The 24,589-nt window shown below is 48.5% G+C and carries 25 protein-coding genes and 1 pseudogene; 5 read left to right on the forward strand and 21 right to left on the reverse strand.

Annotation, left to right across the window (positions count from 1 at the left end; genetic code table 11):
- Positions 1-23 precede the first annotated feature (23 nt).
- The 5 genes and pseudogenes from AC2Q8J_RS07535 to AC2Q8J_RS07555 form a co-directional block, all read right to left on the reverse strand.
- Positions 24-941, reverse strand: a pseudogene (locus AC2Q8J_RS07535) (IS3 family transposase); the annotation flags it as partial.
- A gap of 74 nt (positions 942-1,015) precedes the next feature.
- Positions 1,016-2,358, reverse strand: a protein-coding gene (locus AC2Q8J_RS07540) for an IS3 family transposase (protein ID WP_486451988.1) whose coding sequence is annotated in 2 segments (ribosomal slippage) — positions 1,016-2,011 and positions 2,014-2,358 — 1,341 coding nt in all. Because the reading frame shifts where the segments join, the coding sequence is not laid out codon by codon here.
- 54 nt (positions 2,359-2,412) lie between these two features.
- Entirely contained in the window at positions 2,413-3,801 is a 1,389-nt protein-coding gene (locus tag AC2Q8J_RS07545) for a hypothetical protein (protein ID WP_486452540.1), read from the reverse strand.
- Positions 3,794-5,128, reverse strand: coding sequence for a hypothetical protein (locus tag AC2Q8J_RS07550; protein ID WP_486452541.1), 1,335 nt, complete (start codon positions 5,126-5,128; stop codon positions 3,794-3,796). The genes AC2Q8J_RS07545 and AC2Q8J_RS07550 overlap by 8 nt, the downstream gene beginning before the upstream one ends.
- Positions 5,129-6,491: 1,363 nt before the next feature.
- Entirely contained in the window at positions 6,492-7,055 is a 564-nt protein-coding gene (locus tag AC2Q8J_RS07555) for a hypothetical protein (protein ID WP_486452542.1), read from the reverse strand.
- A 438-nt stretch (positions 7,056-7,493) separates the two neighbouring features.
- Between AC2Q8J_RS07555 and AC2Q8J_RS07560 the strand changes: the two genes are divergently transcribed.
- The gene (locus AC2Q8J_RS07560; protein ID WP_486452543.1) at positions 7,494-7,763 is read left to right on the forward strand and encodes a hypothetical protein; all 270 of its coding nucleotides are present in this window, start codon (positions 7,494-7,496) and stop codon (positions 7,761-7,763) included.
- A gap of 44 nt (positions 7,764-7,807) precedes the next feature.
- On the opposite strand, the gene AC2Q8J_RS07565 is transcribed toward AC2Q8J_RS07560, so the two are convergent.
- Positions 7,808-8,005 carry a helix-turn-helix domain-containing protein gene (locus tag AC2Q8J_RS07565; protein ID WP_486452544.1) on the reverse strand — a complete coding sequence of 66 codons (198 nt, stop codon included), beginning with the start codon at positions 8,003-8,005 and terminating at the stop codon, positions 7,808-7,810.
- 131 nt (positions 8,006-8,136) lie between these two features.
- On the opposite strand from AC2Q8J_RS07565, the gene AC2Q8J_RS07570 reads away from it, so the two are divergent.
- From AC2Q8J_RS07570 to AC2Q8J_RS07585, 4 genes are all read left to right on the forward strand, one after another.
- Positions 8,137-8,373 carry a hypothetical protein gene (locus AC2Q8J_RS07570; RefSeq protein ID WP_486452545.1) on the forward strand — a complete coding sequence of 79 codons (237 nt, stop codon included), beginning with the start codon at positions 8,137-8,139 and terminating at the stop codon, positions 8,371-8,373.
- Positions 8,366-8,764: an Arm DNA-binding domain-containing protein gene (locus tag AC2Q8J_RS07575; protein WP_486452546.1), complete on the forward strand. Its 399-nt coding sequence runs from the start codon at positions 8,366-8,368 to the stop codon at positions 8,762-8,764. The genes AC2Q8J_RS07570 and AC2Q8J_RS07575 overlap by 8 nt, the downstream gene beginning before the upstream one ends.
- 60 nt (positions 8,765-8,824) lie before the next feature.
- A protein-coding gene (locus tag AC2Q8J_RS07580) for an IS3 family transposase (RefSeq protein ID WP_374964823.1) occupies positions 8,825-9,981 on the forward strand; the annotation gives its coding sequence in 2 pieces (ribosomal slippage) (positions 8,825-9,070 and positions 9,073-9,981; 1,155 coding nt in all).
- Positions 9,982-10,293: 312 nt separating this feature from the next.
- Positions 10,294-11,636 (forward strand): IS3 family transposase gene (locus AC2Q8J_RS07585; RefSeq protein ID WP_486451988.1). Its coding sequence is split into 2 segments (ribosomal slippage): positions 10,294-10,638 and positions 10,641-11,636, totalling 1,341 coding nucleotides; the frame shifts between segments, so codons are not numbered across the junction.
- Between the two features lie 7 nt (positions 11,637-11,643).
- Here the strand turns inward: AC2Q8J_RS07585 and AC2Q8J_RS07590 are convergent.
- The 15 genes from AC2Q8J_RS07590 to AC2Q8J_RS07660 form a co-directional block, all read right to left on the reverse strand.
- Positions 11,644-12,081 carry a cation:dicarboxylate symporter family transporter gene (locus tag AC2Q8J_RS07590; protein WP_486452547.1) on the reverse strand — a complete coding sequence of 146 codons (438 nt, stop codon included), beginning with the start codon at positions 12,079-12,081 and terminating at the stop codon, positions 11,644-11,646.
- A gap of 50 nt (positions 12,082-12,131) precedes the next feature.
- Entirely contained in the window at positions 12,132-12,398 is a 267-nt protein-coding gene (locus AC2Q8J_RS07595; protein WP_486452548.1) for a DUF5676 family membrane protein, read from the reverse strand.
- Between the two features lie 38 nt (positions 12,399-12,436).
- Positions 12,437-12,907 carry an ion channel gene (locus AC2Q8J_RS07600; protein ID WP_015006082.1) on the reverse strand — a complete coding sequence of 157 codons (471 nt, stop codon included), beginning with the start codon at positions 12,905-12,907 and terminating at the stop codon, positions 12,437-12,439.
- Entirely contained in the window at positions 12,904-16,110 is a 3,207-nt protein-coding gene (locus AC2Q8J_RS07605; RefSeq protein ID WP_486452611.1) for an efflux RND transporter permease subunit, read from the reverse strand. Before AC2Q8J_RS07605 ends, AC2Q8J_RS07600 begins: the two co-directional genes overlap by 4 nt.
- Positions 16,103-17,647: an efflux RND transporter periplasmic adaptor subunit gene (locus tag AC2Q8J_RS07610; RefSeq protein WP_486452549.1), complete on the reverse strand. Its 1,545-nt coding sequence runs from the start codon at positions 17,645-17,647 to the stop codon at positions 16,103-16,105. Before AC2Q8J_RS07610 ends, AC2Q8J_RS07605 begins: the two co-directional genes overlap by 8 nt.
- On the reverse strand, positions 17,640-19,007 hold the full coding sequence (locus AC2Q8J_RS07615) for a TolC family protein (protein WP_486452550.1): 1,368 nt from the start codon (positions 19,005-19,007) through the stop codon (positions 17,640-17,642). Before AC2Q8J_RS07615 ends, AC2Q8J_RS07610 begins: the two co-directional genes overlap by 8 nt.
- Before the next feature lie 94 nt (positions 19,008-19,101).
- The gene (locus AC2Q8J_RS07620) at positions 19,102-19,452 is read right to left on the reverse strand and encodes a hypothetical protein (protein ID WP_258332818.1); all 351 of its coding nucleotides are present in this window, start codon (positions 19,450-19,452) and stop codon (positions 19,102-19,104) included.
- A gap of 55 nt (positions 19,453-19,507) precedes the next feature.
- Positions 19,508-19,825, reverse strand: a complete 318-nt coding sequence (locus tag AC2Q8J_RS07625; RefSeq protein ID WP_486452551.1) for a c-type cytochrome — start codon at positions 19,823-19,825, stop codon at positions 19,508-19,510.
- A complete protein-coding gene (locus tag AC2Q8J_RS07630; RefSeq protein ID WP_486452552.1) occupies positions 19,797-20,153 on the reverse strand; it encodes a hypothetical protein in 357 nt (118 codons plus the stop codon). The genes AC2Q8J_RS07625 and AC2Q8J_RS07630 overlap by 29 nt, the downstream gene beginning before the upstream one ends.
- Positions 20,154-20,179: 26 nt before the next feature.
- Entirely contained in the window at positions 20,180-20,539 is a 360-nt protein-coding gene (locus AC2Q8J_RS07635; protein WP_486452553.1) for a cation transporter, read from the reverse strand.
- 107 nt (positions 20,540-20,646) lie between these two features.
- Positions 20,647-20,901: a hypothetical protein gene (locus AC2Q8J_RS07640; RefSeq protein ID WP_486452554.1), complete on the reverse strand. Its 255-nt coding sequence runs from the start codon at positions 20,899-20,901 to the stop codon at positions 20,647-20,649.
- 91 nt (positions 20,902-20,992) lie between these two features.
- The gene (locus tag AC2Q8J_RS07645; RefSeq protein ID WP_486452555.1) at positions 20,993-21,643 is read right to left on the reverse strand and encodes a methyltransferase family protein; all 651 of its coding nucleotides are present in this window, start codon (positions 21,641-21,643) and stop codon (positions 20,993-20,995) included.
- Between the two features lie 21 nt (positions 21,644-21,664).
- On the reverse strand, positions 21,665-21,961 hold the full coding sequence (locus AC2Q8J_RS07650) for a DUF2933 domain-containing protein (protein WP_486452556.1): 297 nt from the start codon (positions 21,959-21,961) through the stop codon (positions 21,665-21,667).
- A 4-nt stretch (positions 21,962-21,965) separates the two neighbouring features.
- Positions 21,966-22,331, reverse strand: a complete 366-nt coding sequence (locus tag AC2Q8J_RS07655; RefSeq protein WP_486452557.1) for a cupredoxin domain-containing protein — start codon at positions 22,329-22,331, stop codon at positions 21,966-21,968.
- Between the two features lie 12 nt (positions 22,332-22,343).
- Positions 22,344-24,587, reverse strand: a complete 2,244-nt coding sequence (locus AC2Q8J_RS07660) for a heavy metal translocating P-type ATPase (RefSeq protein ID WP_486452612.1) — start codon at positions 24,585-24,587, stop codon at positions 22,344-22,346.
- Between the last annotated feature and the right edge of the window lie 2 nt (positions 24,588-24,589).

Raw genomic sequence — 24,589 nt, forward strand, 5'->3', positions numbered from 1 at the left:
AATCGACCTGAAACCTGTAGTGGTCAAGTATTTTTGGCCACCCGCTTTTGAGCATTCCAGTACTTCTTTTCTGCCACATTCGGCGGTAATCCATCGTTGTGCTTGTGCGGTCTAAGACTGCTGTAGTAACCAATCATATACTTGGTGATAGCTTCCTTCGCTGCCGTAGGATTTGGGTAGCCAATTTCAGGCACCCACTCCGTTTTCAGGCTTCTAAAGAATCGCTCGGTCGGCGCGTTGTCCCAACAGTTGCCGCGTCGGCTCAGGCTCTGCTCCATCCGATAGCGCCAGAGCAACTGTCGGAACCCCAAGCTTGTGTATTGGCAGCCCTGATCCGAGTGGAACAGAACGCCATGTGGCTCACCCCGCGACTCATAAGCCACTATCAACGCTTTCTTTACCAGCTCCGTGTTCGGCGATAGAGATACAGCCCACCCCACTGGCTTGCGTGCAAACAGGTCGATCACTACCGCCAAATAGGCCCAGCGAGCCCCCGTCCAGATATACGTAATATCACCCGCCCAGACTTTGTTCGGGGCTGCTACATTGAATTCCCGGTCGAGTGCATTCGGGATATCCAGGTGAGGCTGCTCTGCCTTCTTGTAGGCGTGACTTGGTGGCTGTGTGCTAACCAGTCCCAACTGTTTCATTCGCCTGCCCGCACGATAGCGACTCAGTGGTATTCCTGCCTGAGCGACCATCTTTGCTATGCTGCGGGCTCCCGCAGAACCATTGCTAGCTGCATGCACATCGACCATCTTTTGCAGCAGTACCTGCTCTTCATTACTCAGCGCAATATCTCTACCACGCCATGCTCGGTAACTACTGCGGTGCACCCCAAACACCTCGCACAAGCGCTGCACCGCATAGCTCTCTTCAAGACGCTCGATTATCGAGAACTGTTCAGGGAGTCCGACATCAAGAGAGCTGTAGCCTTTTTTAGTTGTAAGTCGTCAGATGATTTGGGACACGTCGCCTGAGTTTTTGAAGGAGACATTCTTAGTATAGTTTTCGGTTAATGGATTGAACAGGCTTTCTGATTTTCCTCCTTTCTGCGTTGCAAGGTGTGTTGTTTGATTAGCGCTCGTCGATCCATGATTTCCTCCTTGCGCCCATAAAACATATCCGCAGGCGTAATGTTATCCAGTGCCTCGTGATAGCGTTCGTTATTGTAGTGATTCACAAACTGGCTGATGGCTTTCTCAAGCTCCCAGGGATAGTAGTAATTCTCCAGCTTTACAACGTTCTTCATCGTGCGGTGGTACCGCTCGATCTTGCCCTGCGTTTGCGGGTGGTATGGTGCGCCACGCGTATGCTCCATACTCTGAGTACTGAGATAGTCTTTCAGCTCCTGTGACAGGTAACACGGGCCATTATCACTGAGTAATCGGGGGCGATGTTTGACGGCCACCTGATCGACGCCTGTCTTGGCAATTGCGTCATCTAATGTCAGCTTTACATCATCGGCCGCCATGGTTGTCGTCAACTTCCAGCTAATGATGTAACGGCTGTAGTCATCAAGCACCGTGGACATGAAGTACCAGCCCCAACCTACGATCTTGAAGTAGGTAAAGTCGGTCTGCCATAACTCATTGACCCGCCGTGTTGGCGTATGGAATCTGTCACCGGCCTGCATCAGTATGTATCCTGGGCTAGTGATCAGGTCATACTGCTTTAGCAGCCGGTAAACGGTCGACTCCGAGATAAAGTACTCGTGCTTATCGGTGATATACCAAGCCAGCTCACGAGGAGACAGCTCCGGGCGCTCCAGTGCAACATCGATGCATTGCTCTTTCACGCTCTCAGGCAATCGATTCCAGAACTGTCGGGGCGAACGGCTCTTTGCTACTAGGCCGTCATATCCATCATCTTGATAAGCTTTATACCAGCGATAAAACGTACTCCGGTTGATGTCCAATTCTTCCAGAGTACGCTTGACCGAGAGCTCGGAGCTTTCGACTAAGCGGATCACCTCGTATTTCTCCGAGGCTGACAGCGTCATTCGTCGTCCCAAGTCAATCCCGAGCCAAGCACACTTTTTTTGAGAACATTGTTCTTGAGCATCGTTTCGGCCAGCATTTGCTTGAGGTGATTATTTTCCTTTCTCAAGTCCGTGACCTCACGGCTATTAGCCTGACGCTTTGTATCCCCAGCTAGACGTTGCTTACCCGCTTCCAGAAACTCCTTGCTCCAGCTGTAATACTGGCTGGGAACAATGCCTTCGCGGCGGCATAATTCAGCAATGGATTCTTCACCACGCAAGCCTTCCAGCACAATCCTGATCTTTTCTTCAGGCTCATGCTTCTTGCGTGTTTTGCGGCGAATGGTTTTAACTAGGTTTTCAGTTGTATCAGTCATCGTAGACTCCTTGCTTCAGTAAAATGTAGCAGAAGTCTCCTTTAGCGTTAGGCGCTAATGTGTCTCATATGCTCTGACGGGATACAGCTCTAACGCACCCTTCGAGTATACGCCACTCCCCCCGACCGTGAGAAAGAGTGGCCCCCCAATTGCAGACAAATAGCGATAGATCGTGCTGTTTTTTAGCTTTTCTCGGTGGAGCTGAATTGCCCATAATGATAGTGCATGCACAATAGGCGCTGAAGATCTCGCCTTAGCTTCGACCGCCTTAAGCAACCGACTAACTTCTTTATAAGACGACTTTCTCTCATTTCGTCTTTTATATACAACGGCTTTTAATGATCGAAGCGTCTCCGCACTAATACTAAGGTCAGCTCCGCTACTAAAGCTCTCATTCAGCGATACTTTTAGCGTACCGATTCCAGCACTACTAGCATTCTCCGGGTCTACGCTAGGCTCCACACAACGGCCACCGAGCAGCAACTGCCTCCAACGAGATTCGGGTAATGAAGTACTAACGTGCTTTCCGCATGCACTGTCGACCAAATAGGGCGGAAAAGTAAAACCATAATCTACCGAGAGGGAGGAGATAGTCTCCGGCATGCTTTTGACCTCTATACCCAAGTGTTGACACATCGTTTTCCACGAGTGGTCAGTAAATTTTCTCGCTTCAAGTGCATTAGTCAAACGCGGGAAACCAAACCGGCTAACATGCCCCACTAGCAGCGCAAGACTTGGAGCGCTGAGCAGCCATCGCCACCGAATTTGTATCTTAGCGTCATTTACAACCTGCTCATCGACTGGAGGCTCATCGAAAAGCGTAAGCCAGGCTTGCTTCTTACCTATACAGAGGGTATCTACAAAGAGCGGAAGGGCATATAGATACTTTTTATTGAGAACCGCATCACGCGTTAGTGCGCTGTACAAAAATACGCCCCAGCTGACATGTTCTTGACGCTCTCTTTGCGTTACTTGACGACGCTGATCGACATCATGAATAGTCATTGATGCAATCTTGGCCTCTAAGCTATCTTGCCATGCCCTGAACTCGTTAAGGCGAGAAAAAGAACCGACAGTAAATCGGCTAGACTCACGCTTCAGCATGTGAATTGGCGCGACTTGTCTAACTTTCCAGCCTAACTGTATTCTCCCCCTCTCTAAGTTTGATGCTAAAAAATTGATTTGATCTCGAATGTCATAAATTGACGCTGTGCCGTCAGCGCTGATTTTAGACACCCATCTATTCAGGACGGTATCGGGTATCACAATATCTCGAGCGCCATGAATAAGTTCAGGGAAGTCTGCAGCCACGATATCCAGTACATCTCTCTGGCGGCGGTATTTTTTTCTCAAACGATTGTAAGTGCGCGCCGATGAACCACCGGCGGCTCGCTCTGGCTCAACCAGTTTCCATCCACTCCATATCAACGGTTCATTAAGCATTCGCAAAACCCGTTTGAGGTGTCCACCCACCCTCACGGAGCAGAGTTTCCAAATATGGAGCCATAACCGTGAACATCTCTATTGGACTCATAGACGAATAACGCCCAAAAGGCTCTTGACCGATCTGCCAATGCCCCAGATATGCATTCACATATTCGGCATTACACTGAAGCGCGCGAAGCCTAGGCCTGAGGTAATGCCGCCCTAGGTTGATCGGAAGCGAATAGCCGGGAATTTGTTCGCGTAAGTTTTCCGGTGTCAGACGCTGTACGGAGCACTCGTCTTTGAGAAAGAATAGCAGTGGAGCGTCGGAGCTGGTTTTATCTCTCAGCTTATAGATATGTGACCAAGCGCGGGATCCACACGGCAACATCGCTTGTATGGCATCAAGATGTTTTAGGTAGATATCTATCTGTTTCAACAGCTTATTTGGGAGCCAAACAAGGCGGGAATTTGACTGATAGTCATCATCTTTATCTGAGATGACTACCATGCCAGTTTTCCAATCAATTTCTTGAATGTCGAAAATCAGGTCATTGACCGCCCGATAGCCAGTAATGAATAGAATCCAAAATGCGATGTAGGTCACCAAGGCGTTGTGACACGCCTCGACGCCGCTACCCCTGCGTTTAGCCATTGCCAATTCGTGCTTAAAATGCCGAACTAGCTCATGAACAAGCTTAGGCTTTACGTTCAGCTTACTACCGTGCTCCTCTGGGTTACTCATTTCCTGTTCAAAATCATAGAAATGATCGCGACTTATACCCAAGTAGGGTGCAAGTCGACACTGCAAAGACCGGACGGCAGAGTGATAGAGGTTTTGCAGCGCGTCACCACTAACGGAGTAGTAATGAGATGCCACTTCGGTGATGGTGAAAGTATGACCAGTCAACAACGATGCATCGACCCAGTCACTAGATATCTGACTAATTTCATCGAACAGGACCTGACTGATTCGGAGGGGTGTTAGACGATACCCGGTAGTTCGATTACTGTGAGACAAAATTTCTCGAAGTCGGCTCTCTATATTGCTGCGGAGGTCCTTAGGGAATAGATAATTGCTCCGACCATGCCCTACCTCCCCGTACGCGCCTTCAATACTCCGAATCATTCGAGAAAACCGCACCGGACAAGATACTTCGATACGATGATCAGTCGTCATTTCGGCAGACCCGCCAATGCAGTCTAGGATATAGCGATCATTCTCACTTAATTTTCGCTTCCACTCAGGGGATCTAATTGGCAGGATAAAAATGTCCTTTTGCCGCACATAAGCGAGGTCTTTAAGAGACTTAGGCACATCTTCGAATCGGTTATAAAAACGCATGCTCAGTGTTTCATGAAGAGGGCGACCCAACCACAAGAGCAGCTGAATAAGTGTGGCAACATATGGATCAAGTACCTCACCCGGTATTTCCCCCCTAGTACCCCGCTCCCTCTCAGCATTCCACTTAGATAGTATCTTCACAGGGAGCCCAGCTGCGACGGAAATCTCGATGCACGTAAGCTGTTGATATCGGTAAGGTAGACGCTGATTTAAGGAACTCAGATGCTGAATTTGGCTAGATTGACGCCTAGCGTGATCTCGCAAGTTGAAATTGGCCGTGGAGTTATTCGTCGAGTAGCTCACTCCAACCGCTCTTAACCCCTCAAGCTCCCCAGGATGTAGCCCCGAGCCCCTGGCTCTGCTCCTCTCCTCCTCATCTCCTTGAGATTGGTAGACATGTATTTCTGAAACTGGACCCTCAGGACTTACATCGTCACTATCAGCCCGGCCTACACTCATCACCACACTACCTGAAACGCTGCGTCCAGATACGAATCGTGTCTTACCAAGATTTTCGACAACTTTGTGTACAAGACTCCTCACGCCTCGCCAGACCTCGGCTTGATCCTCCGACAGATTGTCTAAAGCAGCTAAATAGTCACTTATACGCCAGTCCCGACGCACAGCAAATAGCGCCGACGCTGGGGTTATACCAGTCGCTATTTTCCGTAAAACGAGGCAGGACACATCGATTTCGGCTCCTAGAATTTTATGCCTTTGTCGCTGCAAAATGGCGCAGTGCAACACGATGTAGAGATGTATGAAGTAGAGCGAATTCTGCTGAATTTGATTTGACGCAGAGATGATCAATGCAGCCCACTCAGGGTGGTCACTGATGATACCCCGCTGCTCAGCGGATTCATCAACCCACTGTGGTTCCGGCGAAAGCCTTGACGCAGTCGCACCATCTAACTCGTCAATTAAATCCCCTATGTCTTCCATTGGGAATGAGAAGGTATCAAACCCATCGAATATCGATTCATGGAACGTGCTACCGACCCGAACTGCTTTCCTAAGATTGCTAAGAACTAGCCGCAACCTTGTCAGTGACCCCGGGGCATGGAGGTACCTGAGCAGCGAATCAAGGCGCTCCTCGTCTATTCCGGACGCAGCGGACAGGCGGTAAACTGTATCCTTATCGACCATCTCTCACCGATAATTGGTAGCGCACGTTTTCGCGGTGATTTATTAGCCATCCTTCCACACTGCATTCCGGCATAGGCAATATCAGAAATGGCTGCCAGTGATGGAGTTCCACCATCAACTGCATTAAACCAGTCTCTCTACTGTGTGCTCTCGCATTATGAACGCACATAAGGATACGCTCCACATATAGCGGGCCCTATAGCGCTGTCTTTTCGAGCTAGGAGCGCGCTTTTCGTACCACCCTCCCTTTGGCCTGCAACATGACAAGCTTAGAGAAATCAGATTGTCTGGCCCTTGGTTTTTTTACTTGATTAGCATCAATATTGAGCGCCGCCCTGAGACTCCGAGGCCCAAGGACGTTCGGAACTCTCACTTTTGAATACTTGTTGAGACTCTGCGCAAGGCTCTTCAATTCGCGATAGATAAGCCTCCTTTCTTCAAGACTCCCGTGCGCGCAATCGAGCACATCCATAACGAGCGCCGCGACAGCTAATTCTGCGTGATGCTCGCTTGTCCCCTTGACCACTTCGACAGGAACCAACGTTTTTGGATTTAGCATGGCCGAGGCAATGTGAAAAGACCGAAACTCCCCCACTATTTCGAAGTGTCGCTTCACGGAACGAACACGTATTGGGCGAGCGGCAAGGAGGCAGTCAAGCAGCGACATATCAACAAATGTTGACAATGACAACTTCGAGTTAAGGTTACGTGTGGCGCTCTCAATCAGAGACAGCGGCATACTCGGTAAACAGAGATCTGAAATCTCTACTTCTTCGCGCATTTTCGCCTCGGGATACCCAATATGGGAAACACTGAGGGTCATCGTTTCTGATTTTAGGTATAAAATCAACTATATTTTTTGTGACACTTAAGAGTGGCATTAATTTTCTTCATTTGCACTTATCTTGAGACAAGAATTTATATAACCTATTGTTTTTGATACATTAATGTAAATTTTGTATGTTTGGAGGGTTTTTAGGTAATCACGTAAAATCAGCCTCATAACCCGAAGGTCGTAGGTTCGAATCCTGCCCCCGCTACCAAAAAAGAAAAGGCGAATCAGTAACTTACTGGTTCGCCTTTTTTATTGCCTGCGAAAAATGTCGGCCTGTGACGTTTTGTGACGATTTCTGTGACGGTTTTTAAAATCCATACTGCACTTACACTGCTTACAATGACCTTCGGGCATCGACCATACATTTTAAACAGGAACGACAAAATGAATCATGAGCCAGAATTGGAATACTCCGCCCTCTCTCAAGAAATCGCCAGTGATGGCAAATCCGTTAGCGTCGAGATTTATCGTACGATTGGCGTCGAGCAGTGGCTTCTGGAGGTCGTCGACGAGTATGGCAACTCCACTATTTGGGATAAGACCTTCTCAGACGAGTCTGACGCATTGACTGAAGCGAAAAAGGTGATTCTCTCCGATGGAATCGACTCTCTGATCGGACCGGAAGGCGATGAGGGCAAAGAAGGCTGGGGATAATTTATTTCCCCAGCCTATTATCGGCCAAGAATTGATGTGGATTACTATTCTATAGTCAACAAATCAGATATATCGCAGTCCAGATAGGCGCAAAGCTTATCAAGCACATCAAATTCTACTCGCACGGCAGTCTCGTGGTACAGCCGTGTAATTGTCCCCCTATTGATGCCTGTATCACGGGCAACATCCGAGATTTTTAGCCTCTTTTCGCCAAGTATTTTTGATAGGTGGCACTTAACCATTAGCTTTCTCGAGACCTAAATAACCCCTTATAGACCAAAAAGACTTGCAAGAGCACTTTTTGCGATATTATGATCTACAGGAGATCAAATTGATCTTTTGAGGATTCTACTGGTTTTTTGGAGATCTGATTATGTCACACACCTACCTCACTACTGAAGAGCTTTCTGAGCGTATCAAATACGACCCCCGCACAATTCGGCAACAACTGAAGGATAGCGTGCTCCTAGAGGGAAAACACTACATCAAGCCTTTCGGGCGCCGGAAGATTCTCTACCTTTGGGAAGCAATTGAGGCCGAGATGCTTTCTCTTCAACCAAGCCTTGATATGAATGTTCCGATGGCTAATGGAGAAATTTGCCATGGGTAACGTGCGAGCGAGAAAAGAAACTGGAAAATTGTACCTAGACTTCCATTGTGAAGGTCAGCGCTTCCGAGAACAGACCGCGTTGGTAGACAACGCGAAAAATCGGAAAAGGGTGCAAAGCATACTCGACAAAGTCGAGGCCAAACTCAAACTGGGGGAATTTGTCTACGAGGAGTTTTTCCCAGGCAGCAAGAATATTCAAAAGTTTAAAACTATCGCTAGCCAGGGCAGCCAACAAGCCGCAGCAAATCCAGCGAGGATCATTCCAGAGCCGAATAGACCCGCTGCACCAGGTTTTGCTTTATTTGCTCGACAATGGCAGCAAGAGAAGCAGGTAGAGTGGCGCGCTTCTCATGCACGCAACATTGAGTGTGTTCTCAACAGTTCACTCTGAATCGCCCCCAGTTTGCTAGACACCTTTTAGCCATAGAAAATGGCACAAAGAGAGGTGTTTATGAGCAAGCAGCGTTATCCAGAAGAGTTCAAGATTGAAGCGGTTAAGCAGGTCACGGTATCGGGTCACAGCGTAGCCGATGTGGCCCAACGGCTAGGCACAACAACTCATAGCCTTTACGCATGGATTAAGCGTTACGGCCCTAACTCAGAAGCGCATCGCAAGGAGTCCGATGATGCTGCGGAGATCCGACGTCTACAGAAGGACTTGAAGCGCGTTACTGAAGAGCGTGACCTGTTAAAAAAAGCCGCGGCGTACTTCGCAAGCCACCCCGAGTAAGATACGCCTTTATCGCTGAACACCACAGCTCTCATTCTGTACGGCAGTTATGTCAGCTGTTTGGTGTTCAACCCAGCGGGTACTACGCCTGGAAGAAACATCCAAAATCCAAGCGACAGATTGATGATGAGCGTCTTACTGGTCTCATCAAGCAGTATTGGCTTGAATCAGGCTGCGTCTATGGCTATCGCAAGATTCATAGAGATCTAAGGGACGCGGGTGAGCGTTGTGGCCTAAATCGCGTACATCGTTTGATGAAGCTTGAAGGCATTAAGGCTCAGGTTGGGTACCGCAAGCCCAGACAGCGCGGTGGAGAACGACATGTCATCACACCCAATGTGCTAGACCGGCAGTTTGATCCGGTCATGCCAAATCAGGCTTGGGTTACCGATATTACGTACATCAAGACCCATGAAGGCTGGCTTTACCTCGCAGCGGTGATGGATCTCTTCTCTCGCCGTATCATTGGTTGGTCTATGCAGTCTCGCATAACCAAAGAGCTTGTGCTGGATGCATTACTAATGGCTGTCTGGCGTCGAAAACCTATAAAGGGAGTGCTGGTTCACTCGGATCAGGGCAGCCAATACACAAGCCATGACTGGAGCGAGTTTCTCAGAGAGCATGGCTTGGAGGGGAGCATGAGCCGCCGAGGCAACTGCCACGACAACGCGGTTGCGGAAAGCTTCTTCCAGTTACTAAAGCGAGAACGAATAAAGCGCAAAATATACGCGACACGAGATGCAGCAAGGAGCGATATATTTGATTACATCGAGATGTTCTACAACACAAAACGACAGCATGGTTCCAACAATGGGCTGTCGCCTGTAGATTATGAGCGTCAGTATTTAAAAGAGGCTGAAAAGCGTCTAGTGAACTAGTGGCGATTCAGAGATAACTTTCATCAAGTGCCGCACTCAATAGGTTAGACGGTATTAGACCGACTATGCGGTCATGAAGTGTTATTACTTCCTGACTTTCGCTCACCTTCACAGGTGCTGTTTCAGAGAGTGCTGCAGTGAGTGCGCTTGGATCAATGTACTGTCCTGGCTCAATGAATGTCGCGAGCACTACACCAATAAGGACAGCGACAGTTGTTGTAGCTATTGTATCCCGTCAGAGCATATGAGACACATTAGCGCCTAACGCTAAAGGAGACTTCTGCTACATTTTACTGAAGCAAGGAGTCTACGATGACTGATACAACTGAAAACCTAGTTAAAACCATTCGCCGCAAAACACGCAAGAAGCATGAGCCTGAAGAAAAGATCAGGATTGTGCTGGAAGGCTTGCGTGGTGAAGAATCCATTGCTGAATTATGCCGCCGCGAAGGCATTGTTCCCAGCCAGTATTACAGCTGGAGCAAGGAGTTTCTGGAAGCGGGTAAGCAACGTCTAGCTGGGGATACAAAGCGTCAGGCTAATAGCCGTGAGGTCACGGACTTGAGAAAGGAAAATAATCACCTCAAGCAAATGCTGGCCGAAACGATGCTCAAGAACAATGTTCTCAAAAAAAGTGTGCTTGGCTCGGGATTGACTTGGGACGACGAATGACGCTGTCAGCCTCGGAGAAATACGAGGTGATCCGCTTAGTCGAAAGCTCCGAGCTCTCGGTCAAGCGTACTCTGGAAGAATTGGACATCAACCGGAGTACGTTTTATCGCTGGTATAAAGCTTATCAAGATGATGGATATGACGGCCTAGTAGCAAAGAGCCGTTCGCCCCGACAGTTCTGGAATCGATTGCCTGAGAGCGTGAAAGAGCAATGCATCGATGTTGCACTGGAGCGCCCGGAGCTGTCTCCTCGTGAGCTGGCTTGGTATATCACCGATAAGCACGAGTACTTTATCTCGGAGTCGACCGTTTACCGGCTGCTAAAGCAGTATGACCTGATCACTAGCCCAGGATACATACTGATGCAGGCCGGTGACAGATTCCATACGCCAACACGGCGGGTCAATGAGTTATGGCAGACCGACTTTACCTACTTCAAGATCGTAGGTTGGGGCTGGTACTTCATGTCCACGGTGCTTGATGACTACAGCCGTTACATCATTAGCTGGAAGTTGACGACAACCATGGCGGCCGATGATGTAAAGCTGACATTAGATGACGCAATTGCCAAGACAGGCGTCGATCAGGTGGCCGTCAAACATCGCCCCCGATTACTCAGTGATAATGGCCCGTGTTACCTGTCACAGGAGCTGAAAGACTATCTCAGTACTCAGAGTATGGAGCATACGCGTGGCGCACCATACCACCCGCAAACGCAGGGCAAGATCGAGCGGTACCACCGCACGATGAAGAACGTTGTAAAGCTGGAGAATTACTACTATCCCTGGGAGCTTGAGAAAGCCATCAGCCAGTTTGTGAATCACTACAATAACGAACGCTATCACGAGGCACTGGATAACATTACGCCTGCGGATATGTTTTATGGGCGCAAGGAGGAAATCATGGATCGACGAGCGCTAATCAAACAACACACCTTGCAACGCAGAAAGGAGGAAAATCAGAAAGCCTGTTCAATCCATTAACCGAAAACTATACTAAGAATGTCTCCTTCAAAAACTCAGGCGACGTGTCCCAAATCATCTGACGACTTACAGTAGCTATGAAATAAGGAGCAATTCGCAACCCCATTTTTCGAAGTTTGGTCAGGTCGTCAGCGCCTGCTATACCAAGCACAATTGATGACACGACAAGCGGCAGCACAATCATTTGAATCAATGCCAAAAACAGATGCCCAGGCAACACAAGCCAACCGGTAATAAGTTCAGCTGTTTGACCAGACACCAAGGCCACACCTTCCGGAGACACCAGCAAGCCAATGCCTATGCCCAACAGCATACAAACAACAATCTGTAGCCACAGTTTACTGCGGATCAGGAATGCCAGTTTCTCAGCCAGTGCTCCCAGCTCTGAGACAGTTTCAATTGTCGACGCAAAGCTTGGCTGAAAATATCCCTTCTTTTCAACCATTAGCAGTACCGCTCAAAATAATTTCTCTTCAGCATACCCAAAAAATTAGCCTAACTAGCTTCACTGCCAACCATCTGGTTATAGATAACTGCCAGTAACACTCCTGCAACACCGGCAAGGATCATCCAACCGACTAACCCGACCAGAAACCCAGACCATGTCAACGTCCATCCCATCTGTGTTATATCGACGTGAATCATATGCGCTGTCATTAGCAGCATGTAATGAGGAAAAAGGGCTACAAGAATGCTACATATCACCCACAATAGCCCCGCACATAGTCCGCTTGCCACCGCAAATTTATTCCTGTTGATCATATCCTCCTCCTCGTTCGTTGACTCCAAATGCGTCGCGACTAATCGGTGCTATTTCTTTGCCCATCGATTCGACCAGTGCACGAGTCATCCCATGGCCATAAACGACCCATTGCAAGAAACGTAAACGACGCAGACCAGGTGATTAAAAGAAAACCATTCAGTGCTTCCATGGCGGTTATAAAGCGAATGTGCCCTTCGGGCTGTATATCTCCCAAGCCCAGTGTTGTGTAAATAACCCCTGAGTAATATAAATAACTCATTGCATCACCCACTGGTGCCCCTTGAAACATACCCAACTTAAGCGAAGATACACACCAGCTGTAAGTTATTGCGTAGAAAGCAATCTCAACGATATGTGTTAGGAAAAGTACGACGACAATAACTAACACCTGCGTTTGTGTTGGCAAATTCATCTTTGGCGTATTCAAACCAAGCCAAAGCAGCACTCGGTAATGAAATGTAAAAGTGACCGCAACCAGACTGAATGCCAACACAATCGCAAATATCATGCAGTGTCTCCTTTTTCAGTTAACACCTGGTATTCAGCATTCGCAGGTAGCTCTCGGTGCTTCTCTTGGTACTGTAGAATGAGGCTATAAATCACAGGCAGCACCAAAAGATTCAGTATCATGACTGTCAACATCCCGCCTAACATCGGCGCGGCAATACGGTGCGTAACATCGGAACCAGTGCCGCTACTTAGCATGATAGGAATCAGTCCAGCCATCGTGGATATCGCCGTCATCGCCACAGGTCGTACCCGCTTTGACGTTGCCGACAGTACTGCATCCTTTATTTCCTCTAGCGATAGCAACTGCCTCTTCTCGGCGCGTCGTTTGGCGACCTCGACATCAATAAAGCTTAAGACCAGAACACCAATTTCTGCCGCCATCCCTGCCAACGCAATAAAGCCCACAGCAACAGTCACCGACATATTGTAATCATTGATATAGATAAGCCAGATTCCGCCTACGAGACCAAACGGAATCGACATCATCACAACTAATGGCTCGGTGATGTTTCGGAAATTGAAGTACAGAAGTAGGAAAATAATGAGCAGCGTTGCTGGAGCCACAATACTTAAACGCGCAGCAGCTCGTTCCATATATTCGAACTGGCCGGACCAGGTAATAGTGTATCCCGCTGGAACCGTAACTTGTTCATTCAACACCTGCTTAGCTTTGGCAACATAACCACCAATGTCCGAAGTGGAGATATCGACATAAATCCAGGCGTTAGGCCGCGCATCTTCGCTTTTAATAACGGGCGGTCCACGCTGATAATCAATATCCGCCACCATCGCCAGGGGAATCTGGGTGCCCGTAGGCGTGGGTATTAATACACGCTTGAGGGTTTCCAGATCATCGCGCAACTCACGCGGGTAGCGTAGATTGACCGGATACCGCTCAAGCCCCTCGACAGTTTCGGTGATATTCATACCGCCAATCGCGCTTTGAATAATATCCTGAACCGCTCCAACCGTTAGCCCGTAGCGCGCTGCGCTTTCCCGATTAATGTTAAAGTCCAAGTAATAGCCCCCAACCGCCCTGTCACCAAAGGCCGAAGTAGTCTCCGGCAGTGTTTTCATGGCTTGCTCAATATCCTGAGACACCTGTTGTAAGACATTCAGATCGGGGCCGGAGACTTTGATACCAATAGGCGTTTTAATACCCGTCGATAACATATCGATTCGGGTTTTGATCGGCATTGTCCAGGCGTTAGCCAATCCGGGAAATTGAATCGCCTTATCCATTTCATTCATCAAGTCTTTGGTTGATTTTTTGGGGTCTGGCCATTCGTCCTTCGGTTTTAATCGAACCGTGGTTTCTATCATGGCCAAAGGTGCCGAGTCTGTTGCAGATTCTGCGCGCCCTACTTTGCCGAACACATGATGCACTTCAGGGAAGGTCGATAATATTTTGTCGGTTTGCTGCAACAACTCCTTGGCTTTGGTAATGGAGATACCGGGGAAGGTAGTCGGCATATACAAAATATCGCCCTCATCTAACGGTGGCATAAACTCGCTACCCAGCTTGGAATAGGGATAGTAGGTCACTGCCAACAAGCCTACAGCCACAATTAAAGTAATGCTTCTCCACCGCATCGCCAGCGTCAATGCAGGTTTATGCAACGCATGTAGTGCCCGATTAATCGGATTCTTGTGTTCAGCAATGATTTTCCCTCGTAGGAGATAGCCCATCATCACTGGTACCAAGGTAATGGCCAAAATTGCCGAAGCGGCCATGGCATAAGTAGCAGTAAAGGCCAGCGGGCTAAATAGCCGACCTTCCTGGGCCTGCATAGTAAAGATCGGTAAAAACGATACTGTAATGACCAACAGAGAGAAAAACAGGGCTGGGCCGACTTCATGGCAGGACGCGCCAATCGTCTTCCAGCGCTCATCCAGTGTCAGTTCGTTGCCTTTTCCTTCACTTGCCTTTTTTTCACTGGCTTCGGCTAACCGGCTATGCGCATTCTCGACCATCACAATAGCCCCATCGACCATGGTGCCGATGGTAATAGCGATACCACCCAAGGACATAATATTGGCGTTGAGCCCCTGGATGCGCATGACGATAAAAGCCATCAAAATACCCAATGGCAGCGTAATGACCGCCACGAAAGCCGAGCGCGCATGTAGCAGAAACAGGATAACCACTAAACTGACGATTATCAGTTCCTGCATCAGTGAGGTGTTCAGGCTTTTCACTGCACGCTCGATCAAGTCACCACGATCATAGACTGGGACAATCTCTACACCGTCTGGTAAACCGGCTTTCAATTCCTCTAACTTAGCACGCACCGCTTGGATAGTAGCCAGAGCATTTTCGCCGAATCGCATAATCACCACACCACCGGCAACCTCGCCCTCGCCATTCAAATCTACGAGACCTCGACGCAGCTCAGGGCCAATTTGAACATGCGCCACATCCTGTAGGCGTATGGGCGTACCGTTCGCATCAACAGCTACTGGAATACTGTTGAGATCATCAATCGACTGTATGTAACCCAGGCCCCGAACCATATATTCGGTTTCCGCCATCTCAACCAGACGCCCACCCACATCCTTGTTGGACATTTTGATGGCCATCTTAATTTTGTTCAGCGGGATGTTGTAACGCAGCAAGGCATTGGGATCGACTTCTACCTGATATTGTTTAACGTAGCCTCCCACTGAGGCGACCTCTGAAACACCCTCAACGGCCTGCAACGGGTAACGTAAATACCAATCCTGCAAAGAGCGGAGTTGGGCTAAGTCATGTTTACCCGTTTTATCCACCAGTGCATATTCGTAGACCCAACCAACACCTGTTGCATCTGGCCCTAACGTCGGTGTAACGCCTTGCGGTAATCGGCCACTGACATAGTTAATGGATTCCAGCACCCGAGAACGTGCCCAGTACATATCGGTGCCATCTTCAAAAATGATGTACACGAAGGAAAGACCAAAGAAGGAGTATCCCCTAACCACTTTGGTACGAGGTACCGCCAACATCGACGTGGTTAGCGGGTATGTAACCTGATCCTCTACTACTTGTGGCGACTGGCCGGGATATTTGGTAAAGATGATGACCTGTACATCCGATAAATCCGGTATTGCATCTAGCGGGGCGTTTTTATAAGCAAACAAGCCGACTAGCGCAATAATGACAGTCGCGATCAGCACCATAAAACGATCGCGCAAGGAGGCATTGATAATGGCATTAATCATGGTCATGCACTCCATGCCCTGAGCCATCCATCTGCTCATTCATTTCTATATCAGCGTGACTTTCCATCTGCATCTGGGAGTGATCAGTCATCTCCTCACTGCCGTGAACCATCCCCTTGTGGCTTTCTACGCTCCTCGAATCATCTTCTGAAGTACCTTCGGAGTTGTTTAGCGCGTCCATCATTTTGGCCGTCGCTTCCCGCAACCTGGATTCGGAATCTACCAGGAACTGGGCGGAGGTCACGACCTCCTCGCCCGCCGAAATACCTTCCAGTACAGCCACTTGGCCGCTGGACTCAATACCCAACTTAACGGTTCTCGGTTCGAATTTACCGGGGCCTCTGACAACAAAAACTTGCGTCCTGCCACCGGAGCGGATAACCGATTCAGCGGGTACAACGACGGCGTAATCCAGCGTATCGGATTGTATGCTGACCTCCGCAAACATATCCGGGCGTAGTAACAGTTCACGATTATCAAACACCAAACGTACTTTCGTGGTCCGTGTTTTCGATTCCGCATAGGGGTAGATATAGTCCAGAGAGCCTTTAAAGGTTTTACCGGGCACGGATGCCAAAGTCATCTCGACTTCATCGCCAAGCTTGACCCAAGGTAATTCGTATTCATAGACATCGGCGTAAACCCATACCTGGCTAAGGTCAACCATCATGTACAACTCGGTTTTTGGCGTAACATATTGCCCTTGGCGGGAGCCAATACGAATAACCGTACCGGCTACCGGTGAATGTATATGCAAACTTTTCTTAACTTTTCGGGTTTGTTCTAGCTCTTGAATCTGATGCTCAGGCACGTCCAGTAATTCCAAGCGTTCGCGAGAACTCTTTACCAGATCCTCTGCACCTTGCCTGATTTCATCAAATTGGCTTTTGCTCAAAGCAGACAGGTTATTGAGTGCCAATAAATATTCCTGCTGAGTCGAAACCAACTTGGGCGAGTAGATGCTTAGCAAAATATCGTCCTTAGCCACATTCTGCCCCGTCTTATCAACACGGATTTCTTCGATCCATCCTTCAACCTTGGGGTGCAATCGCGCCATAGTTTCTTCATCAAAATCCACTCGACCAACAGCACGAATGGTTCGGCTGATTGACTCTTGCTTGGCTATGGCGGTACGAACACCAATATTCTGAACCACCACCGGGTCGATCTTCACTGTACCTGCAACCTCACTGACTTCGTTGTCGGCGTAAACTGGCACATAATCCATTCCCATCGAATCCTTAGCCGGTACAGGCGAAGTCACTGATGGATTCATGGGGTTTCGATAGAAAAGGATTTTCCGTTCGGCCGATGGCTTATCTTCATCCGCATAGACAGGTATGTAATCCATACCCATGGAGTCTTTTGCTGGTACCGGCGATGTAATACTCGGGTTCATCGGATTGCGATAAAACAAAGGCTTTTTATCCTGATCTGTTACTGCCACTGTCGAGCCGCTATTACCGGACAACCAGTAACCAGTGCCGAGCCCAATGCCTAGCATCAGCACGGCGATTAAAAGGGTAGATTTATTCATAAACAGTTTCCTCGCCAACGGCGGCCTCAAGGCGGGCTAATGCTTGCTTGGCATCACTTAACGCCTTCCAGTATTGCAGTTCGTAATTAAAAAGGGTCATTTGGCTTCGCACCAAGTTCAGGAAGTCCACTTCACTGACCTGGTAACCTGCCAACATTGATTGAACCGTTTGTTGAGCCTGCGGAACAATGCCGCCACCATAGAGCGAATATTGTTGCTTTGCCCGGTGGTAATCTGTAACGGCGGATGAAATTGCCGCCGTCACCAAGCCTTTTTCATCGAGCAGTGCGTAGCGGTTTTTCTGTAGTTCCAAACTTTTCTGCGAAACTGCCTTGGATTGCTTCCGGCCAGCGTAGAGTGGTATTTTTACTCCCACCATGACAGAAAGAAAATCTGAACGTGCTCCACCTCGGGGTAGTGGATTGTCCCCGGTTCGATCACCGTAGGTCACACCCAGTTTAAAATCAGGATAATAATCGCGCTTGGCCAGATCGAGACGAGATTTCGCAGCATCAATCTGCGTTTCCATTTGTTTCAAGCGCGGTCGCACGGACGCCGCCTTCTGGTAAAGCTCACTCTCATCAACAAGATTTGGCATCATTTTAGAAACCTTATCCGGTAGCGTTATAGGATCGTTAGCAGGTCTATCCATCAAGATATTGAGCTGTATGGCCTGATTGCGCCGTATGGCTTCTAGCTGAATTTCCTGATCCATCAATCGGGAGAGTTCCAGCTGTGAAAGCAATACATCCTGTTGTAAACCCTTACCTGTCTCATATTTGGTTTTAGCGACGCTAATAAACTGACGCAACAAAGCTTGATTGCTGTCCACTGTCTCTAGGGCACGATCCATATAGTAAAGCTGCCACCATTTGCTCTTCACATTCTTTATAAGCTGCAAACGCAACTCATCGACAGAATGCCCCGCCGCCCGCGCATCGTACTCGGCTGCCTCTTCCTTTAAACTCAACTTTCCTGGAAAAGGAAAGACCTGACTGAAACTCACCTGGAGCTGTGTCATCGCTTCCTGATCTCTCTCAAAAGTGTCGGTGGGAAAATTCATCGCATTGACACTAACCATGGGGTCCGGCAACGTGCCCACCTGTGAGGGAACTTCCGCCAACGCTTCATAGCGTGTTTGCATTTCGGCAAGGCTAGGGTTGTCCCGGATTGCGACTGCTACCGCAGAACCCTCGGTCAATACTGGAGCACTGTCATATTCGCTGGCGTATGCAGTACTATTCGCGGCACCTAGAGCGATTGCACTTAAGAAAAGCCAATGCCTGTGGATCGTTACTTGCGCGAATCTCTTCAACAGGCAGGTCTCTACCCTCGAACAGAAACTAATATGTCGTTTCATAGTGATTCATCCTCAAGTGCGAGCTCCCAAGCAGATACAAACTGCTTGGGAATAGAGAATGAAAACATGCCTCTGTGGTCTCGCTTCTTTTTCATCATTTTTTAAGTTCTACAATGTCGTGCTTCTTAACATTGCCCTTCGTGCTTATCGCCCGTGCAAAATGGTCATTAACTACGGACTTGATCTGTAAAGTGCCAACATAATCAACTCGATAGTCATCATCACCTTCCTCAACAGCGCCCTCCCAAACATAACGGTATACCTGGAGTTCTTGCCCCGTTTCAGCACCATCCTCACTGCCTATGCAGACAACAACTTCGTCATTATCGATGCCGACCACCTGACCCCTCATAATGTTTTCGTGATAGAACTGACTGCCCGCACAAGCGGTTAAAAGCCCTACAAAAACCACCAGAAAAGTTACCTTCATAATTTTGTATAACATCTTAAGTACTCCTTTGAGAAAAATTGATTAAGCACGTACCTAGTCGCGCTCAACGCTATTCTGAAAATGATGCTTTGATATATTTCAATGCTGCATTCAGGTCAGTATCCGAGAGCTGACTATTTCCACCTCGCGGCGGCATTGGCATTGAGCTACCCGGACTTTGAATACCGGTGATGATATTGCTGAGTAGTTCACTATCACTTTTCGATAGGCGGCCATTTTTTGCGTTAAAGTCTGGTACGCTTGGTATGCTGCCTTTGCCGTTCGCACCGTGGCAGGCCAGGCAATTGCTTTCATAAACCTGCTTTCCAGAGATGCTGGCTGAATCAGTTGTCATGGACTCAACTTGACCCAAATCGATATTTTCCACTCTGGCATTTGAGCCTTGTAAAAAGGTCAGAATATCGCGTGTCTTCTGACTCCGAGTCGGTATAACCCACATCGGCATAGCCCGCCATGTGAATCAACGTATCAGGCTGCAACCGTTCGCCAGCCGTCGCGACATCCTTTTTGATAACCTGAACCTCTTCTTTAGTCGCACTCTTTTCAAGATGCTGTTTCAGCTCATCCATTTCCTGTTGCATGCGCTCAAGACGTTCGGCCAATTCTTCAACCGTGGATTCCGCTAATGCCGTCATTGAAAAACTGGAAGCGGCGGCAGCGAACATAATGGATTTTGCTAGTTTGTTAACTTTCATAACTTGTCTCCGTTGTTAGGTTGGACTTACCTACCGGGCGGCCGCTTATGGCAACTCCATGGTTCATGAATGGCGTTGTCTTTCACATTCTGATCGACGAACTTGTAATAGCCTTCCTTAAAATGCGTCCACCAATCATGCGCAATGTCACATTCATACTTTCTGACGATTTCTTCAATTTCTTCTAACTGTCGTTTCGTTGCGTCATAGGCGACATTGAGTAAACTTTCTGTTGCGTTTATCGAGACAGCATCGACACCTAACAACTGATCAATTTCTTGTACGATTAACTGATGATTGCTTTGCACGGGGCCTTCTAACCGCAAATGACGTATCATCAGAGAACCTTCATTAACACCGAATTTGTGCTGTTGCTTACTGTTCATTACAACCTCCTTTAAATGCTTTTCTCCCACCTAACCGCCCAGTTAAATCAGGGATAAATTAGGCAAGGAGAAAAGCTGCACACTTTTGATAACTATTGAATGAACCACTATTTGTGTACTTTCTTGTGGTTATGCACTTTCTTCTTTTTCGGTTTTTCAGTGCTTTCATCGTTATCAGCTGTATCCGACCGGGAGGCAGATGGCAGTCCCTTGTGCTTTCGGTGATCGTGCTTGAACTTATTCTTCTGTTCAGCCTGATTCACTTCAGGTTCCTGGCCAGATGTTTGTGATTCGTGAGCCATCGTCATTGAAGACAGGCCTAACGTAATTAGTACAACTATCGGTAGTAATAAGATTTTCATGGGTATTCTCCATTAATCATTTAGTGGTTTGTTCGTGCTCATTGGATATTGAGTTTTGATCTCATAGGCACTTACCTCTCATTCCAATCGATTAATATTGCTCCACGGAAACCGGTCCCATCTTGGGAATAAACGCCGGTGTGCTATTTCTGTAATGAATGTACTGATCACCAAACTGTTTGATTGCTTGACCTTCTTCTGCTTTAGCAAGACGGAGATACACCACCAGCAAAATGGGAAACATTACCAGCGTAGGAATGGTTGGCCATTGCAACAAAAATCCAAACATAATCAGTACAAAAGCGACGTATTGAGGATGGCGCATGCGTGCATACCATCCCGACGTCGCAAGTACACCAGCCTGCTGTGCCTTGTGTAAAACGCTCCAGGCAGACGCCAATAGGAAGAACCCCAACACGATCAGCACATTACTGGCGATATGTAACGGATCAAAATGTGCGTTGCCCTCAAAACCGAGGAGTGTATGCAGCAAGTGACCATTTTCATGGGCTAAAAAATCGACGCCTGGGTATTTTTCTGCCAACCAACCGGACAGGAAGTAAATGGTTAGCGGGAAGCCATACATTTCCGTAAACAAGGCGACAATAAACGCGGAAAAAGCCCCAAGACTACGCCAGTCCCGCTGAGTCTTTGGCTTGGTGAAACTGAATGCAAAGAAGATAAATATTGCCGAATTCAGGATCACCAAGACCCATAAACCGTATGATTCGTGCTCATGCATGACGCTGCTCCTCAACCAAACCTATTGGTTTTTCTCTTGTTCTTCGCGATCACGAAGGCCATCTTCATAACCCTTTTGATAACCAAGATCGTTTTGCCCATTTCGGGCGTTATCTTCTCCATGCCCACCGTGTCCCCCATGACCATGGCCTCTATGCATAAAGATGTGCATCAGCGGGCACAGCAACAAAATCAGAAAAGGCAAAAACTGAAACAGGTGTTCACGATGCTCCATAAACAGGAAATAGCTGGTGGCACCAATTAAAGTCAGGGCCGCCAAGTCATTGGAGCTAAACCAAAATGATTGTTTTTGTGCCATGACCTTAATCTCCGTTCTCGTTAACAATCAGCGCGCCTCGATACATTTGCATTTGGGAAGTGAAAGAGTATTCACCTGATGCCAGGGGCGGCAGGCTGATGTCTTTGGGTTTGTTTAATGGCAACTCTTCACTGATATCGAAATCTGCAAAAACCACGGTCGCCGCACAAGGCGATGCATCTTTGCGGAGGAAGCGTAGCGTCGTGTCCTGGCCTGCCAATAATCGAATTCTTGATGGCTCATAGGTGCCGTTATCCACAACGACCGTTACGGTATTTTTGTCCGCTATAACTGCCTGTGGCTCATAAAGCCAAAACCACCATACAATCAGTGCGATCAGTAGTAGGCCCAGCAGGTTAATGATCATCATGTCGATCTCTCCCTAGTGCTTCTGCGCATTAAATAGGCGCAGACGATTTGCATTGGTCACCACAGTCAGCGATGAAAAGGCCATCGCTGCACCTGCAATGACGGGACTTAGCAGCAATCCCAGGAACGGATAAAGCACACCAGCCGCGACCGGCACACCGGCCACGTTATAGATAAAGGCTCCCAAGAGGTTTTGCTTGATATTGCTTAGCGTCGCCTTACTGACGGCTATGGCATCGGCTAAGCCATGCAGAGAACCCCGCATCAAGGTAATATCTGCACTTTCAATGGCGACATCCGTTCCCGTGCCAATGGCAAAACCGACGTTCGCCAAGGCCAAGGCTGGGGCGTCGTTAATACCGTCGCCGGTCATACCTACGATCTCGCCTTGTCCTTGCAATTCAGCGACCTTGTCAGATTTCTGATCGGGCAGAACTTCGGCAAAATACTCGGTAATGCCGACTCTTTCGGCGACTGCTTTTGCTGTAGCCCGGTTGTCGCCAGTCAGCATGACGACGCGCACACCGTTGTTTTGCAGGCGCTTTATCGCTTCAATGGAGTCCTCTTTAATGGGGTCAGATACGGCGATAATCGCGGCTAGCTGATCATCAACCGCTAGATACATTGGCGTTTGTGCAAGCGATGCCATACGCTGTGCGCTTGGAAGGTATTGCTCAATATCGACTCCCCTATCACGCATCAGTTTTTCATTACCAAGCATCAAGGCATGACCATCGACAACACCCTCGACACCATGACCGGCAACTGACTGAAACTGTTCAACGGAACCGACCTCCAGACCGCGATTTTTTGCCGACTCGATAATCGATAACGCCAACGGATGTTCAGATCCGGCTTCCAAGCTGGCTGCCAACCGCAGCACCTTACTCTCGTTGTTTCCGTTTACTAGCTCAATATCAGTAACGGCAGGTTCACCTAGCGTGATAGTTCCTGTCTTATCCAAGATCATGGCCGTGACTTTCGATGCGGTCTGCAACGCTTCGCCATTGCGGATCAGCACACCCGCTTCGGCGGCTTTGCCTACTCCCACCATTACTGACATAGGAGTAGCTAGGCCCAGCGCACAGGGGCAGGCAATAATGAGTACGGTCGTTGCCGACACAATCGCAAAAGCTACTCGGGGATCAGGGCCGAAATTGAGCCAAACCAATGCGCTGATCACAGAAATAATCATCACGACAGGGACAAAGTAAGCTGAGATGACATCAGCTAAGCGGCCAATAGGTGGCTTTGAATTTTGCGCCCTTTTCACCATGTCTATGATCTGCGCCAGAGCGGTATCTTTACCCACTCGCGTGGCTTGAAAGAGAATCGAACCACTCTTATTGATCGTACCGGCAACCACTTCATCACCTACCGCTTTTTCAACGGGCATGGGTTCACCGGTCAGCATGGATTCATCTACCGCTGTCAGGCCGTCCGAAACAATGCCATCAACCGATATTTTCTCGCCGGGGCGCACTCTAACGTGATCACCGAGTTGCACCCGTTCGATGGCAATGTCCACCTCTTCACCATTGCGCACAACCCTAGCCGTTTTTGGCTGCAATCCAATTAAGCGCTTTATTGCTTCCGATGTCCTACCACGCGCTTTAATTTCCAGCGCTAGGCCAAGGTTGATCAAGCCGATAATCATGGCTGTCGCTTCAAAATAAACGTGCCGCGCCATTTCCGGCACCAATGAGGGAAAGAACACGACAAACATGGAGTAGATCCATGCGGTGCCTGTACCCAAAGCAATCAAGGTATCCATGTTGGCGCTGTGATTGGCAAAAGACTTCCAGGCACCGATGTAGAAATGCTTGCCCGCGAAAAACATCACGCCAAATGTCAACAGGCCGACAGCCAACCACACCCCTTGTTCCATCGCTGTTGTGACCGTCATCTCACCTATAACCAGACTGTAGATCATCAAAGGCATACCAAGAGACAGCGCAATCCACATCTCTCGCATCAAACGTTTGTAATAGGCCTCGTCAGCTTTTTCCTTTTCATCGAGCACACTCTGATCGGAACTGTCGGTAATGCCTTCCGCGTCATAACCTGCAGCCTCAATGGCATTGATCAGTGCTTCGACAGAGGCACCTCCAGCAACAGAAACCGTGCTTTGCGCCAGGTTCATTGCCGCCTCTTTTACACCTTCAACCTCTTGTAGCGCGCTTTCAATCTTGCTCACGCAGCTAGCACATGAGGCACCGTGTATACGGAGATATTTGATGTCTCGTGAGCTATTCACCT

This window comes from Spongiibacter sp. C9W, from assembly GCF_057370015.1.